The sequence below is a fragment of the Acetobacter okinawensis JCM 25146 genome, from assembly GCF_000613865.1.
Taxonomy (GTDB): domain Bacteria; phylum Pseudomonadota; class Alphaproteobacteria; order Acetobacterales; family Acetobacteraceae; genus Acetobacter; species Acetobacter okinawensis.
Genome location: NZ_BAJU01000018.1, coordinates 1 through 14212 on the forward strand (window position 1 = coordinate 1; position 14212 = coordinate 14212).

18 protein-coding genes are annotated in these 14212 nt (G+C 59.6%); all 18 read right to left on the reverse strand.

Features of this window, described 5'->3' with window-relative positions; translation table 11 throughout:
- Nucleotides 1-1125: secretion/conjugation apparatus DotM-related subunit (locus JCM25146_RS08715; protein ID WP_025827347.1), on the reverse strand; the 1125-nt coding region annotated here is incomplete at its 3' end.
- Complete coding sequence (locus JCM25146_RS08720; protein WP_025827348.1) at nucleotides 1122-2051, reverse strand: type IV secretory system conjugative DNA transfer family protein; 930 nt, start codon at nucleotides 2049-2051, stop codon at nucleotides 1122-1124. The genes JCM25146_RS08720 and JCM25146_RS08715, both read right to left, overlap by 4 nt.
- Complete coding sequence (locus tag JCM25146_RS08725) at nucleotides 2044-2370, reverse strand: DotD/TraH family lipoprotein (RefSeq protein WP_025827350.1); 327 nt, start codon at nucleotides 2368-2370, stop codon at nucleotides 2044-2046. The genes JCM25146_RS08720 and JCM25146_RS08725 overlap by 8 nt, the downstream gene beginning before the upstream one ends.
- Before the next feature lie 115 nt (nucleotides 2371-2485).
- Nucleotides 2486-3103 (reverse strand): transglycosylase SLT domain-containing protein, encoded by a 618-nt coding sequence (locus tag JCM25146_RS08730; RefSeq protein WP_025827352.1) that lies wholly within the window; start codon nucleotides 3101-3103, stop codon nucleotides 2486-2488.
- A 122-nt stretch (nucleotides 3104-3225) separates the two neighbouring features.
- Nucleotides 3226-3642, reverse strand: coding sequence for a hypothetical protein (locus JCM25146_RS22000; protein WP_148299013.1), 417 nt, complete (start codon nucleotides 3640-3642; stop codon nucleotides 3226-3228).
- A complete protein-coding gene (pilV, locus tag JCM25146_RS08735) occupies nucleotides 3596-5014 on the reverse strand; it encodes a shufflon system plasmid conjugative transfer pilus tip adhesin PilV (protein WP_025827353.1) in 1419 nt (472 codons plus the stop codon). Before pilV ends, JCM25146_RS22000 begins: the two co-directional genes overlap by 47 nt.
- Entirely contained in the window at nucleotides 5014-5499 is a 486-nt protein-coding gene (locus JCM25146_RS08740; protein ID WP_025827356.1) for a hypothetical protein, read from the reverse strand. The genes pilV and JCM25146_RS08740 overlap by 1 nt, the downstream gene beginning before the upstream one ends.
- Before the next feature lie 10 nt (nucleotides 5500-5509).
- On the reverse strand, nucleotides 5510-6019 hold the full coding sequence (locus JCM25146_RS08745; protein WP_025827358.1) for a type 4 pilus major pilin: 510 nt from the start codon (nucleotides 6017-6019) through the stop codon (nucleotides 5510-5512).
- A gap of 19 nt (nucleotides 6020-6038) precedes the next feature.
- Nucleotides 6039-6224, reverse strand: coding sequence for a hypothetical protein (locus JCM25146_RS22005; protein WP_148299014.1), 186 nt, complete (start codon nucleotides 6222-6224; stop codon nucleotides 6039-6041).
- Nucleotides 6179-6556, reverse strand: a complete 378-nt coding sequence (locus tag JCM25146_RS08755; RefSeq protein WP_148299015.1) for a hypothetical protein — start codon at nucleotides 6554-6556, stop codon at nucleotides 6179-6181. The genes JCM25146_RS22005 and JCM25146_RS08755 overlap by 46 nt, the downstream gene beginning before the upstream one ends.
- Nucleotides 6556-7149, reverse strand: coding sequence for a type II secretion system F family protein (locus JCM25146_RS08760; RefSeq protein WP_148299016.1), 594 nt, complete (start codon nucleotides 7147-7149; stop codon nucleotides 6556-6558). The genes JCM25146_RS08755 and JCM25146_RS08760 overlap by 1 nt, the downstream gene beginning before the upstream one ends.
- A gap of 1 nt (nucleotide 7150) precedes the next feature.
- A complete protein-coding gene (locus JCM25146_RS08765; RefSeq protein ID WP_242401023.1) occupies nucleotides 7151-8083 on the reverse strand; it encodes an ATPase, T2SS/T4P/T4SS family in 933 nt (310 codons plus the stop codon).
- Nucleotides 8050-8823: a hypothetical protein gene (locus JCM25146_RS23735; protein WP_025827366.1), complete on the reverse strand. Its 774-nt coding sequence runs from the start codon at nucleotides 8821-8823 to the stop codon at nucleotides 8050-8052. The genes JCM25146_RS08765 and JCM25146_RS23735 overlap by 34 nt, the downstream gene beginning before the upstream one ends.
- Nucleotides 8820-9920: a type 4b pilus protein PilO2 gene (gene pilO2, locus JCM25146_RS08775; protein ID WP_159101976.1), complete on the reverse strand. Its 1101-nt coding sequence runs from the start codon at nucleotides 9918-9920 to the stop codon at nucleotides 8820-8822. Before pilO2 ends, JCM25146_RS23735 begins: the two co-directional genes overlap by 4 nt.
- A gap of 47 nt (nucleotides 9921-9967) precedes the next feature.
- Nucleotides 9968-10561 carry a type IV pilus biogenesis protein PilP gene (pilP, locus tag JCM25146_RS08780; protein ID WP_025827370.1) on the reverse strand — a complete coding sequence of 198 codons (594 nt, stop codon included), beginning with the start codon at nucleotides 10559-10561 and terminating at the stop codon, nucleotides 9968-9970.
- Nucleotides 10558-12216: a pilus assembly protein PilN gene (locus JCM25146_RS08785; RefSeq protein ID WP_159101977.1), complete on the reverse strand. Its 1659-nt coding sequence runs from the start codon at nucleotides 12214-12216 to the stop codon at nucleotides 10558-10560. Before JCM25146_RS08785 ends, pilP begins: the two co-directional genes overlap by 4 nt.
- A 44-nt stretch (nucleotides 12217-12260) precedes the next feature.
- Entirely contained in the window at nucleotides 12261-12548 is a 288-nt protein-coding gene (locus tag JCM25146_RS08790; protein WP_025827373.1) for a TcpQ domain-containing protein, read from the reverse strand.
- Nucleotides 12549-13250: 702 nt separating this feature from the next.
- Nucleotides 13251-14195, reverse strand: coding sequence for a TrbG/VirB9 family P-type conjugative transfer protein (locus JCM25146_RS08795; RefSeq protein ID WP_025827374.1), 945 nt, complete (start codon nucleotides 14193-14195; stop codon nucleotides 13251-13253).
- Nucleotides 14196-14212 lie beyond the last annotated feature (17 nt).

The window sequence follows — 14212 nt, forward strand, 5'->3', positions numbered from 1 at the left end:
GAGTAGGGTGTCGAGCGTGGCGCTGACATTCGGCTCGGAGAGTGGTTGCTGCTGACGGCATTCTGCACGCCAGTGTTCAAGCGCACCGGCAGCTTCTGTGCAGGCCGTGGTAATGACCGAGTGTACGGGGCGCCCGGGCATGGGGTAGGGCAGAGCACTGAGGATGAGCCAGAGGTCGCGATCGACGAGCTGGATCACGGAGAACAGACTGGCGTTGAGGACGCCGGCCTTCTGGCGGGCTTCCTGCAGGAGCGCTATCAGCACCGTGCGTGACCAGCCATGACCCTGCGCGATCTGTCTTCCGATCTGCCAGTCGCCTGCGGAGAGGCTTTTTCGAAACGCTTTCACTGTCCGGGCCGGGATGGTGAGCGGGGCGATGAGCTCGCCTTTGTCCCATCGGCCCGACAGGGCCAGTGACAGGGTCTCGAGTAGTTTTCCAGCCTCTTCGCCCCGACGCGCACAGACAAGTGTGAAAACCATGAACAGGCATTGTTCGACGGGGCTGAGGGCCTGCGGGTCTGTCCATGGAGTGCCGAGTTGTGCGGCCAGTGCGTTCTGGGCGGCTTGCGCGTGAGCCGGGGTGCCCGGCTCATAGCTGGCGTAGCGAGCGAGCCATTCGTCAGGTTGCAAGAACGGGTCCATGGGTCTGAGCGGGGCCGAGGGCGGCGGGGGTTCGCGGAGCTTTGCGCTGTAACCGATCCACGCCTGTCCGATGGGATGGATCTGTGCGAGGGCCTGTTTCATGCCGCCCAGACCAAACTGGGCGCGGTACAGCGCGCGCGGGGAGCGTGTTACACAGGCAAATCCCAGAACTACGAACAGCAGCAGGACCGGCCACAGAGTCAGAAAGCCCGTAATGCCCAGAAGCTGCCAGAGTGTTGCGGCGCTGACTTTCGCGGGCTCAGCGCGTGCCATCTTATCGAGCAGGGGGGCGTAGCTGTCCGTAAACAGGGAGGCGGTGTGCAAGATCATGCGCTGCTCGAACAGGACGGCCATGACGATCTGCGTATGCCCCACCTGCCACAGCAGGTAGGCGGCGACACAGAGCATGAAGAGTGATCCGCCAATAATGAACAGGATCTGTTCCGGCCCGATCTCGCGTCCTGACGCGTTCATGCGGCTCATGGCGCGTCCTCCCCGACATGCCAGTGGGCGCGGTTTGCATCGAGGCCGGGCTGGGAACGAAAGCGCATGTTCGTATCGTCTTCGAACAGTACGTTCTTCCCGCCATCGACGTCGCGCTGAACAAAGGCAATGTCAGGAGCTTCAACCTTGCCAGCTTTCAGGAGCAGGCGGTAGCGGGCCATGCCGATCAGGTCGCGTTCAAGGCGGGCGAGATCGTCGAGGAAGATTTCGACGGCCTGTCGCTCCCCGGCGGCCCAGCCGCGTGCGACACCTTCGCGCCAGACTTCGACCTCATGGCGGGTTCTGGGGCGCACCGCATCGGGCGGCGTTTCGGGCATGGTGATGGAGCGGACCAGCCAGGTGCGCCACTGGGGAGGACTTGTGACAAGTTGCGCTTCGCGTGTGACGCGGAAGATCCGGCGTGTTTCGCGCGCCGTCTGCCCGGATGGATCAATGGCTATGGCCATCTGGGCCTCCGAGATAACAGGAGGCCGAAGAAAGGCCTGCCCGCCGCCAGCCGGCAGGACGAGGGACCGGAAGTCGTAGGCCTGATCGAGTGTCACCTCATAGCGATCCAGCATGGCGTTCAGCGCGAAAGAGCGGGCAGCCAGACCGCCTTGCGCACCGTATGCCCACGCTGCATGGCGCACAGCGTCGTCATGGTCCGTGCCAGTATCCGGGCGGGGCGAGTAGCCCGGTCGCACGGCCATCAGGGCCTCCATGGAGGGCGGGCGTGTCGCATCGCTGATCCGGGGGATTTCAGTGGCCCCGGTCAGCGGTGTGTCGATGGGGCTTGCAGCCCCAGGCGACAGGGTTGGATTGGACGGCACGGGGAGGGCGACTGGCCCGTCGGAGGCCGCGAGGGAGGGCGTCGTCAGGGCCAGTGCGAGCAGGCCGCATGACAGGATCGTGGAGGGTTTAGCCATGATACGACACCCGGATCTCGCGGGTGGGCACGTCGATGTACACGCTGTAGCGAGGGCCGGCGGCGAGGTTGAGTTCGTCGATGAGACTGGCCTGGGTCGCGTTTGTCTCATGGATGGCGACAACAGGGCCGGGCCCTGTATCGTCCATGATGAGATGATAACCGGTCTGGCCGGCTACCATGCTCAGCCCATCGCGAAGCGTACCTGTCCAGTGCCAGCTGACGGGCTTTTCCATCTCGGCGGGCAGAACGGAGCCGGGGCGTCGCACGGGGTAGCGGGTCTCGGCCAGTGCGTTGGCCTGTGCGTCGAGGATGGCCATCTGTTGGCCGAGGGTGGGTAGGACTGGAGGTGGTGGGATGTGGTGGCAGGCGGCGAGGGCAAGAGAAACAGGGAGAATGAGCATGACGCCTCTGAGAGATATGTTGTCCATTCCCTCATTGTGCGCGCATCCGTTGTGACGCTGTGTTGGCTACCAGATGACTCCAGACTTTCGCCTGATAGGTGACGTTATGCGTGGGCGTTGCCGAGTTGTAGTTACCCACGCGACGCCAGAACTCGCCCGGGTTGGACGGGCTCTGCCCATCGAGTGCGCGTGCGAGGATCCATGCGCCGATCTGCAGATTGAGACAGCCGTCATTGACGACCTGATCGCGGGTGATTCCCAGTCGGGCTAGCTCGGGCAGGTGGATGGAATTGATCTGGGCCGGACCCATGTCGTAGCTGCCATCGCGGTTGCGGACGGTCTGTCCAACCCGACCGCCTTCTGTTGCCAGCACGGCAAGGAAGAGCTGTTCATGGACATGGTAGTGTCGGGCAGCGGCGAGAGCGCAGGATTTGAGGTCAGAGGATAAAGGGCTGGATGGTGAGGGCGGTGGCGTTCTCCACGGTGGTTGGTGGGCCGGGTTGGTATGTGTTGGCGATGTTGTGCTGGCCCCACTCCATGCAAGGATCCATGCACCGGCTGCTATGTTGACGCAGGTATTGCTTTGAATTTTTTCTTTATCGAAACCAGCCTGTTCCAAGATCGGCAACCAGCCAGCATCAATTCCCATGGGTCCGACACCGTGGCCAGATGAATGTGCCATGACGGTTTCAATGATTGTGTCTGGAACATTGTAGTACGCAGCAACTATATGGCTACATGAGGGAGGTAAGGCCATTTGTTTTTGTTCCGTTAGGTATCGTTTGGTGTTCCCAAAAGAGCTTTTCGTTCACGTGCATACCGGCTTTCTTGGGAAGCTAACCATCCTTGAGCGAGTAACTGGCCGGCTTCGGTTAAACAGAAAATATTGTTTTTCGTTAAAGTCAGAAAACCATCTCGGATAAGTATTTCATCAAATACCGATAGTTTTCCGTCTTTCGGCCCGGCACTCAAACATTCGGCTGACATGATGTTGTACAAATGAGAGGCAGCTTCTCCATAGAAGTTTTCAATTTGAGAATCAGAATTTTGTGGAACATTCATATTGTTACTCACTATTTCTCTAGGTGTGGTAATTAAGTATATAGCCAATAAAGGCACGAAGCTTCCCCTAGCTCTGGTGTTAACTAGGGTAGCAAACATGAAATTCAGCACCACTTTGCGTTCCATCGAGAATATTGGTTCCACTAAGTGTGCTCTGTCCTAATCGGTTAAACCACGCAGAAGAGCTTGTTGCTCCATATGATCCGCTAGAAAGTGAAATCAGCGGAGACACAAAAGAAACGACATCTTTATCTCCCTGCGGACATGAGTAGGACTTCGTATTTTTATTCACGAACGTATAGAAAGCAGTATATGAGGAAGATTCGTATGATAGTGCTGAGGGCATAGACCCAATATAATATGGTATATTCTTACTTTCTAATTCGTCCTTTAAATATTGAGCAGCGCCATTACTAACGACTAATGGGCTTCCTGGGATAAGATATGCTCCATTAGAAATTTGCACTATACCACCGACGGCGTAGGTCGTTATTTCTCCACCGCCTAGATTTGCCCAAACACCATTAACACATTCTAGGTGTGATCCGCTGCCATCAACGTTGGACGCAAAAGCGCCGTTTGGCGTACAGGCTCCGCCGATTATGGCAGTGCCGTTATCCGTGCCTGTAATTGCTGCCTGCATAGATGCGTGATTTGCATTGGTATCGGCTTGTGACCCGTCCATATGCTGGAAATAAACCGTGCCTTTGGTTCGCAGGGCGGTGTTCGTTCCATCGCCATACAGACAGGCACCCGGTGCATTGAACGCGCATCCGACGGCTGTAACGCTCACGTTATTGGAAAAAATGCCTTGCTGTGCATTGAGTGTTGCGACGTTATTGATGTTGTTTGCACCCATGTTCAGAGCGACACCCATGGTGTTGAGTTCATCATGCCCGGGCACCCCGACACGGTAGAGGAAATCATTAGTGTCGATGGTGGGGGAGGCGGCATCGCCTACGGTAACTGTGCCAAACAGATGGCCAGCGCCTGGTGAGGGCAGGCCTGTGAGGGGGAGGTTCCACGTCGTGCCATGGGCTTCGGATGAGCTGAGGTCGCCGAGCATACCGTCATAAGGCACATAGCCTCCCTGATCCCCGGTCAGGCCTGCGATATTGATCAGATCGCTCTGTTTGAGCGTGCGCCCGCCGGTGGCTGCGACCATGGTGCGGATGGCGCCCGATGCTGGCTGTTGGACATAGACATGCCATGTTGCCCCCAGAACATTGGTCTGGCTGAACCCCCCGGGTAGTGTTTGTGTATTGAGCAGATCAGCGAACGGCACTTCCTGGTAGGCGTCGCCGATACTCAGTTCATCGGTGAGCGTATCTTTCTGGGCGACGACATATTTTTGCGCGCCGGCCAGAATAGTCTGGAACTGGCTCGCCGCATCGGCATCCACGGTGTCGTTAAGATTATTGGCCTGAATGTCATTGTAAACCGGCATGGCCAGAATAATCATGAGCCCGGCGACGGCTGAGCCGAGGAGCTGCCACATCAGAATGATCCTTTGCTGAAGGTCACGACCGAGACGACATGGCCTGTCGTGACTGCAATCGGCAGCGCGCCCATGGTGCCGGCAAGCGGGGTTGTCCATGTGGTGCCCTGTGCCGAGCCGATACTGAGGTCGCCTCTTGCGCGGGTAATGGTTTTGAGGATGTTGACTTGGGACATTGCGGCCCAGCTCTGGAGTGTGACGACACCGTTTGCGTTGGTCACATATGCGCCTGCATCCTTCAGTGCGGCGCTGACGGGAACCTCCAGATCAAGGGCGCTCACAGGGATTGCACCCGTAATCTCCGGATGGGCTGCGACATAGGCGAGCAGAACGGCCTTGAACGCCAGAAAGGCCTGATCTTCGGGGAGTGCGAGATGCAGGGGCTGGTTCTGTACGGAGATCAGTCCATCCAAAGCCCGGTAGGTCTCGATTGACAGTCCAAGAAGGCTGAGCATGGCAAAGGCGAAGCCTATTCCGAAACCCATGACTTCCTCCTTATGCGGGATAGAGGAAGGTGATGGTGGCCGTGCTGGCGCTGCTGGCGTTACAGGCCGATGCAATCTGCGTTACAGTGTCGCCGCCATTACCGAAGGTGATGGTCGTGCCGTTGATCGTGACGCCGCCATTGCTGTGCTGGCCACCCGCGAACGAGGCACAGTCATGGGCGGACACGCCTGTCCATGCGCTCTGGAAACCACCTGATGCCAGTCCGGAGACCGTTACTGTTGAACCCGACCAAGGGCCTTTGAGGGTGCTACCATCGCCGGTGAGAAGTCCTTCAGGCACCATGCCGCCGTTGATGGCAGCAGAGTTGGACAGGTTGGACGCATTCATGGCGCCGACAAGCCTGTAGGTCTTATCGATTTTGTTGGCGAGCTGGCTTTCATAGGACGAGGCGACCCAGACCATATATACGTGATCACCTTCCCAGATGGCTAGGGCTACGGCGGCCAAGCCTAGTAGCCCGGCCAATGTAGCGACGATCAGACCAAGCATATCTCTCATGTTTTTACTTCCTGTTGGATCAGCGCGGGATCATGTCCTGGCCGATGAAAATTTCGAGCAGCACGACTGCTCCGACGAGCATTATGGAGAGAAAGTTTGTGACGCCGCGCACGGCCCGGATCTGGGCGCGTGTTCTGTCTTCAATCTGGTTGACCCAGATCAGGCTGTGGGCGAGCAGTGTGTCGTAATCGCCCTCATCCCCCACACATCGTCGATCTCGCGGATGATCTCGGGGTTGGGGAAATGCAGGCGGCTCATTTCCATGGCGCGCGGCAGGGTGACGCCTTCATTCACCATCGTGTCACGCAGGGTCCGCATCCGTTCGGCGAGCCATGGGGAGCGGCTTTCTTCGGCCTGATTTTCGAGCACGTCGACATCGGCGACGCCGATCTTGCACTGCGCCAGAAAACTGCAGATCCACAGATAGCCCTGAATGTCGCGATAGACGGACCATGGCGGTACGACTTCAAGCCAGACCCGCACCCGTCCTTTTATGCGTGGCAGGCTCCAGCGCACGGCAACGGTGGCACCGATCATCAGGCGACGAGGCACAGAGTGACTGGTATCGTGCCGATGCTGGTCATGAGGAGCATGAGGTTCAGCGCTGTGCTGGACGTGCCGCTATGCTCGAACGTGCGCGCCAGTTGCGGTAGAGCGGACTGGGCTGCGATTGAGAGCGTGATGACCACGATGGCTATGTAGCCTGCGGGCTCCAGCCATGCGCCACGGAATTCTTTCTGCAAGGCTGCGACACGGGTGCGGGTGTCGCAGATCATGTCGAGAGCCGAGGGCAGGTCATCAGCCTGTTCCCCCGAGAGCAGCATGGTGAACTCATCTTCGGGGATGTAGGGCTGAAGCGTGTAGGAGAAGGTGGTGCCTTCGTTGTTGAGGATACGTTCGATGCGCCGCAACATCCGGGCTTCCCAGATATTGCTGAATTTCTCAGCCTGTTCCGCCCGGTTGAGCAACACCCGGTTGATCATTTCGCCATTGCGCAGTTTGCGCGACAGGGTGCGGTAGAGGGCCAGGCGGCGTTTGAGGGAGAAGCCAATTCTCTGGTCGAGCCAGAGGTTCAGGCGTCCCTCGCTCTCCTCGCGCGTGTTGTCGTCGAAGACGATTTCGATGGCCACGTCAGTGCCCTCCTCCAATAAACGCCATGGTTTCAAGGCCTTTGAGCGCGCGTTCGCGTTCGCGTTGAAGGAAGTCGTAGGACCTGATCCGCTCGATCTTCAAAGGCACGTCAAAGGGGTCCATCCGTCCCTGAAAGACGAGTTCCATCCCCTTTTCCAGCATGGTGCTGTCAGAGTCCGAACGCGTGTGATAGCGGTGTCGTGCGAGGGTCGGGCCATACTGAATGAAGTCGGCCATGAGGGTTTCGTCAGGATCAACCACCTCGGCAACGACCTGTCGTCGGGCGGTACCTTTCCATGCGCAGTGGGGGCAGCCGGGGCCGAGCCGGCGGATGTTTGAGGCCTGCCAGTCTGGACGTTGCCATGTCAGGATGGCGTCGCGCATCATTTTGGTGAGCCGGGGATCGTCCTGATCCCATGGCAGGGCGCAATGGTCACACAGGATAGGCACCAGACGCTGACCGACCAGACCGCAGATAATGGCGGGGTCACAGATGATGGGGAGCGCTAGTCGGTCCGGGTCCATGTCTCGCAGACGCGGGATGGCCAGAAACGGGTGGGCGGTGTGCATGGTGCTCATCATGAGCATGCCGGTTTCGGCCGCAGAGAGCCATGTGGTGGCGACCAGCGGGTCGCGAATTTCCCCGAGCCCTAGAATGTTGACGGCCATACGCAGAACAAGTCGAGTTCTGTGGGCGTAGGCCTCGCCCGCCGCTTTGGCGGTGAGCGTGTCGAGGATGTTGAGCTGGGGGGCATGCGGTAGAATGGTTTCGACGGGCTGTTCGATAAAGGCCTGACGCTGCCCCGGCCGGGTGCGGGCAATGTGTTCGCTCAGCCGGTGCATGACATGGGTTTTACCCGACCCTGGCGGGCCGGTAAAAATTATGGTGCCGGTGGCATTCAATACGAAGGTCTGCAGTAGTTCAGCCTGCATTTCGGTCCAGCCCGAACTGATAAGGTCAAGGCTGCCGGGAGGTGGAGCGATGCGTTTGAGCCCTTTGAGGGCATCGACAGCCGGTACTTTCTGAACGCCCGCCTGAAGACGCATGTTGAGCCATTGGGCATCGGCGTCGATCGGCGCGATGGGAGTCCGGGCGAGACGCACATTGACCAGACCTGTGCCCATGAGATCCCGTCCGGCGATGGAGCGTCCTGAGATTGCTTCCGGCGATATTGCTGTTTGGTCAGCATGAACAGTGCGTTGATCAGCTTGTCGGCGTATTCTGTGGTGATTTCGTCGTACTGGAGGATGGTGCCGTCGATATGAACCTCGATGACGGCATGGCCTGCGAGGCGGCGGATATCGATATCGCTGGCGCCGAGATCACATCCCGTTTTGAGGAGTGCCTTGGCACGTGCGCGCATGTCGAGCCCCGCACCGGCTCCCTGTAGCATGATGGTGTGGTGGGACTGAGCGAGTTTCGCAGCGACCACGCTGAGGGCGACCCATTCGATCTTTATGTGTCCGGCACGTGCTCGCCTGAGATCGTCGACCCATTGCAGGACGTCACGCCGCGTTTTGAGCGCTTCGTTGACTGTGAGATAGGAGTGGACATCGTCGAGGTGGAACTGTCCGCGCAGGTCGGCGGGTGTTCTGATCCCGTCGACTGCCTGATCGTCGCCCGTAGCGGTCTTCCACGGCACGACGTTGGTGATCTTGTCGATGAAGCTCATGGCTTAGCTCCCATGGTGGCAAAAATTGCGGTGATGTCGTAGCCGTCGCTCACGGCGCCAAGGGTTGGGGTCATGACCGTCCGCCTCAGGCTGACCCGATCGAGACGGGGAAAGCTGTTCCAAGCGATGGCCCTTGGGTCGGCGTGCCAGGGAAAGCGCACGGAGATGAACTGAACACTTTGCGCGGTGGTGCCTGTGGTCTGCGTTTTACCCGAGGCGATGGCGGGTGAAATTCCGGCGGCCTGCAGCATGCCCACAAAGAGGCGGATCGGATCACCCTGCTGCGGTGTGCCAGTGCGACCGGGTTGCGGGTGAATGGCTGTGAGCAGATCGTCGGCGTCGGCGTTGCCGGACACCTGACCGGGGGGGGCATCGAGCAGAGTGCCGCCCGCGCGGATCCAGCGCGTATTTAGGCCGCCCTGATCGCATTGCAGGCTGGCCAGCGCCCATCCGTGTGAGTGGGGCCTGATGGGCGCGATAGCCTCCATGCAAGCTGTGATGATTTCCGCAGGTCCACTAGGCGCGACAGTTGGTTTAATGTTGCGCAGGGCTGCTTCACGGGCCTCTCGGGCGAGGCGCTCCGCTTCATGGGCGCTATACAACCCCCAGCCTGTTAGCGCGACAAGGCCGATCAGCCCACTTGTTGCCAACAGGATGTAGACGGTGCGTAAGGACACCGGGCGTAGGGTAATAGGAGCGGGGCTGAGGCGTGCGAACCAGCTTTCGAGGTCTGTTTCGGCAATACTGTGTTTGGATGTGTAAGTCTGGCCGGCGAGTGCTTCACGCAGTGTGTTGATTGTCTCGCTGTCATAGAACTGGTCCGATCCCGGTAGCAGTTCCCCGTCTTCGTCTGTTGCGACGACCCATAGAGCGCCCCCGCCCATGTCGAATTCGGCATAGGAGAGGGGCCCCAGAACGGCAGCGGTCGCGATGGCGAGACTGTTGAGGCCGCTGCCTGCATGGCCGCGGCTGATGGTGATGAAGGCCGCACTCTGGGGGCGCCCGGGATAACGGGCATAGTGGGTTGCGTGGGCGAGGCGTCCTTCGGCACGCAATGTTGCGCCGCTCGGACGTGTGCCGTAATCGCGCCAGACCATGTCCGCGCACCACATCATGGCCGTTAAGGGGAAGGATTCTGGCCATGCTAGGGCATCCCTGGCATGGCGCCAAACGGCGAGGGGGTCGTCTGAGGCTGATGTGACGGTGCTGCTGTCCGCACGGGTTGGGCCGGGAAACTGCTTGTCGCGTCATTGAGGCGTATGGTCTGGCCATCGGCATTACGGACAAAAACGCCTGTCCGGGTGATGGCTGTGACCTTTAGCCCGTCCGGTAAGCCCGTGCCGGTTGTCACCTCGGCCGTGCTGCCGTCCACGAAAACCAGCGTCGCACTGGCGCCATGCTGATCGACGTAGAGGGAGTCTGTCTGGGGCAGCGCGGGGGCAGGTGTGGGCTCAACGGGCTGAGGGGGTGGTGGGGGTGTGTTGATGGTCTTGTCGCCTGACTTCTCCCCTTTAGCCTTACGTTCAGCATCGGCGATTTTTGCACTCAGATCAGCAGCTGTGGAGCGTTGCTGCAGATAGGTGACGCAGGCATTGTTCGCGTCGAGGGCAGCTATAGGCAGGGTCTCGCCTGGAGCGGGTGCGATCATGACGCCCGAACAGTCAGTGGCGTGCGAGGGTGTCGCCATGAAAACGGGGATCGCCAGAGTGCAGGCGATGACGGGCAGGATCTGTCTCATAGGGTGTGGGCCTCAACGGTGATGAGGATACGGTTCTTGATGGTGTCGGCATCGCCGCCGCCGCCGAAGATCCAGTTGTAGGGAGAACCGACGCCGTTCATCTGACGTGAGGTGCTGTCGCCCGAGTAACCGGAGAGCACGAGCATTTCGCCATTCTTGAGGACGATGTTGTCGGTCAGGGTGGTGCCTGATGTTTTGGGGAGCTGCATGCCAGTGGTGCTGTTGGCAAGGTCGATCGACAGCACAGTCTGGATCAGGAAATGCAGATTGAGGACGATCTGGTCATCGCTGATGCGCGGCGTGACCGACCCCTCAAACCCGGACATGACGACGCCGGGCGACTGGGACGAAGAGGAACCTGCATTGGTGGCGAGATAGGATGCGGCGTACTGCACGTAGGTCGTGTTGGTGCCGTGCTGGAAGGGTGCGGGCACGCCGTTGGTGGTGACGACACCGCGTTCGTCGAGTTCGGTCGCGTTGTTGAGCGATTGCAGGGCCTGCACGGAAAGATCCGTGCCGCTCATCTTGCCCTTGACGATCTGGGCACCGAAGCTGAACGGGGTGGTCTGCGACTGGATCAGCGGGATAGCGGCCGGGGTTGCACTGGCGACGAAATACTTGGAGAACTCTTTGGCCGCGACCTGAGGACTGACACCGTAATTGCTTTCGCGGTCGAACTTGAGCGCCCAGACCCGCACTGTGATGGCGACCTGTTTGGTCAGCATGGTTTTGAGGCCATCGTACCATTCATCGATCCCCACTAGCTGGTCGGGGGTGCCGGAGACTGTCAGAGTTCCCAGACCTGGATCCACCAGGACGTCAGCGCCGTTGCCTGCGATCTGGGCGGCTTCTTGCAAATGAGCCAGACGATCGGTTTTGATCTGCTCCCATACGCCGGTCATGCCCTGAGACTGGCTGCCGCTCCCCGAGCTGTTGCCCGATCCCATGCCCATGCTGGAGCCAGACGACATCCCGCCACCCATCCCGCCCATGCCCGAACTGGAATTACCAGAGCCGCCACCGCCTGTGACGGCGGTAATCGCCGAGGTATTGCTGGTCTGGCCATCAAAGGCAGGGATTACGTAGGTTTTGGTGATGTTGCGGAAGAACTCCTCCGTGCCGTCCTTAAAGCGCTCGCTCACTCCGAAGCGTGTGGCAAGTGTTGCGAACAGGCCGTGGCGGGTACCGGTATATTCGAGCCATGGGCCACGTGCGGACGATGTCTGGACATAGGTTGGATGGTGTAGGCTTACATGCGATGTGGGCTGGGGGGATGCTGATTGTATGGCCGGTGGCGCCGGCAGCGATGTGCCATTAAAGGTAGGCGCGTTTAACCCGCTTAGTGCATTTTGGGTGGTGGTCTGAGGAGGTGTTAAGGTGTCGTCAGCGTCGGGTCGCACCCGGATGGGAATGCCGGTCCGTATGCTGAGTTGCGTTGCAGCCTCGCGTAGTGACAAAGGCCGGGACCATGACACCGTGATGGCTTCACGTAGTATGGGCGGAATCACAGTTGCGGGTTTGACGGACTCACCGATCAGATAGGGCTTGTCACTCGAAGAGATCAGTTCGCGCGTCGGGATATGAGTATTTTCTGCATGCTCATAATAGCGCTTTTCCTGATGGCGGGCTTCATTGAACTCTGCGCAGCCGCTCAAGGTGAGGAGTGCGGTTGCGGAGAGAGTGAGAGGGCGCAAGCGCATTACCGAACGTCTCCGTGGGTGATTACGAGAGTCTTGTTGGGAAAATGGAAGTTCACCTTGATGGCGCGACCTTGCTCGGCGAGGGCATCGACGATCTGTTCGATCGGACCGTGTTCCTTGTCCTCAAAATCACCGGTGAATACGGCCGTCGCGGGAATGTTCCAGTTGATGTCCTCGGGCCATTCGACAATCCAGCCTACCTGAGCCCCCCATGCGATGACCTGTTCACGGATGGGTTCACCATGTGTGAGCACCCACTGTCGCGCCGGGTCAGGGGCTGAGGGCATGTTCTGGGTCTCAGGGAGCGGTGCAGGTGTTTGTGTAGGTACTGGATATTGGCGTGTCGTTGGTTCCGTGGTGTTGATCCTGAGGGGTAGACGGGTGAGATAGGGGATGAGATCGGTTCGGGCGCGATAACGGCTGGCACTGTCCGGGCGGGTTGTGTCGTGAACGAAGCAGTGACTGGGATCGTCTGAACCTGAGGAGCACGTAGAGTGACGGCCGTACCCTCGAGTAGGGTGCAGCCGGACTTGCGTACGAGCTGTCCGGCTGTGTCATGGACGTAGGAGCAGGTCATCTCCCCATCGCCGGCATGTACGGTCATCAGGAGGTGCTGAGGTATCGCCTGTAGATCAAGGTGGATTGTCAGTGCACCCGGGTAGGGCATGCCATCTGGTGCAAGCGCGAAGCCACGTGCGCGTAGCGCGTTGTCCAGAGTTTGCTGCACACTGGCATTTGCCGGGATGAAGCGCAGAACGCGCAGTGTTGTCTGGCGCGGATCCATGCTCGCCGTGAGGATGTCACTGGCCTGTATGCTTAGTGCCTGCGCATCGGGCACACTGACGCCAGCAATCCGCGAGCTGTTGTCTTGCTGTAATGTTGTGCAGGCGCTGAGGGCTGTAAGGCACAGTAGTGCTGCACTCGTGTGTCTGGAGATCATGGGCGGGTTCCGTAGGTAGCGCGCACGGTGGGATGGGTGGTTTCGGTGCCTACCAGCTGAAGGTCGTCGATGACGGCATCGAGACGTAGGAATCACCGGCGACATGGTAGGCATTGGCTTGGGCGATATGTGGCGCGAGGATGACAAGCTGGGGGCGGTGAACAATCTGGCCCTGCGGGAAGTCGATGAAGGTGTGACCCGCATCGCGATAGACGCGTAATGGTGTCCATGGCGGTGTTGCGCCACTGAGCGTGTAGCGGAAATCAGGGTTGGAACGCCCGTAGGCCGCAAGCGGGCTGGCGGGCGCGAAGGGGGGCTGCGACAGAGGATCGTTGGGGGCGTGGGTGAAGGCGATACTGGTCATGCTGGGAGTGCTGGCGACCAGTTGGATGTTGTAGGTTCGCCGGCTTGTTGGCAGGCTGATCTGGGCCTCACGCGCCTCTGGGCCGGGTTCGATGGCCAGAGCCCATCCCGCATGGATCCCGTGTGTGCCGCGCACCAGATCGGTGTGCCAGTGTTCTGTGTCGCTCAGGGTGATCTGGCTGGCCTGAGCGGTTTCGCCGAGTTCGAGACGGACAAGACAGATTGCCGGATACTGACAGGTGACGGTGGGTCTCCCATCACCGAAGGCAAACCATGTGATGCCGCCTTTACCGATGAGCGGCGTTGCATTGATGGCACCGTGCGAGGAGGCTGCTGGTGTCGCAGGCGGCGTGCCAGACGTGGGGGGATTATTAGCCGTCGCCGAAGGCCTGGTGGCGGTTGCGACGGTGCTTCGTGCGCTGCCCGGCAGGATACGCAACGCCGGGTCGTCGCCAAGCCGCTGCTGCATGTTTGTGATGAATCCATGGACGCGGTCGATGCTTTGCTGCAACGCAAGCTCAGCCGACGGCATCCCAGGTGTATCGACGCGCACCGGGGCGGTATCAGCGTCATGGTCGTGCGTGCATCCACTCAGGATACACAGCGCGACGAGGAGGTGTGCCTTCTTCATAAGGCCAGTATCGCGCA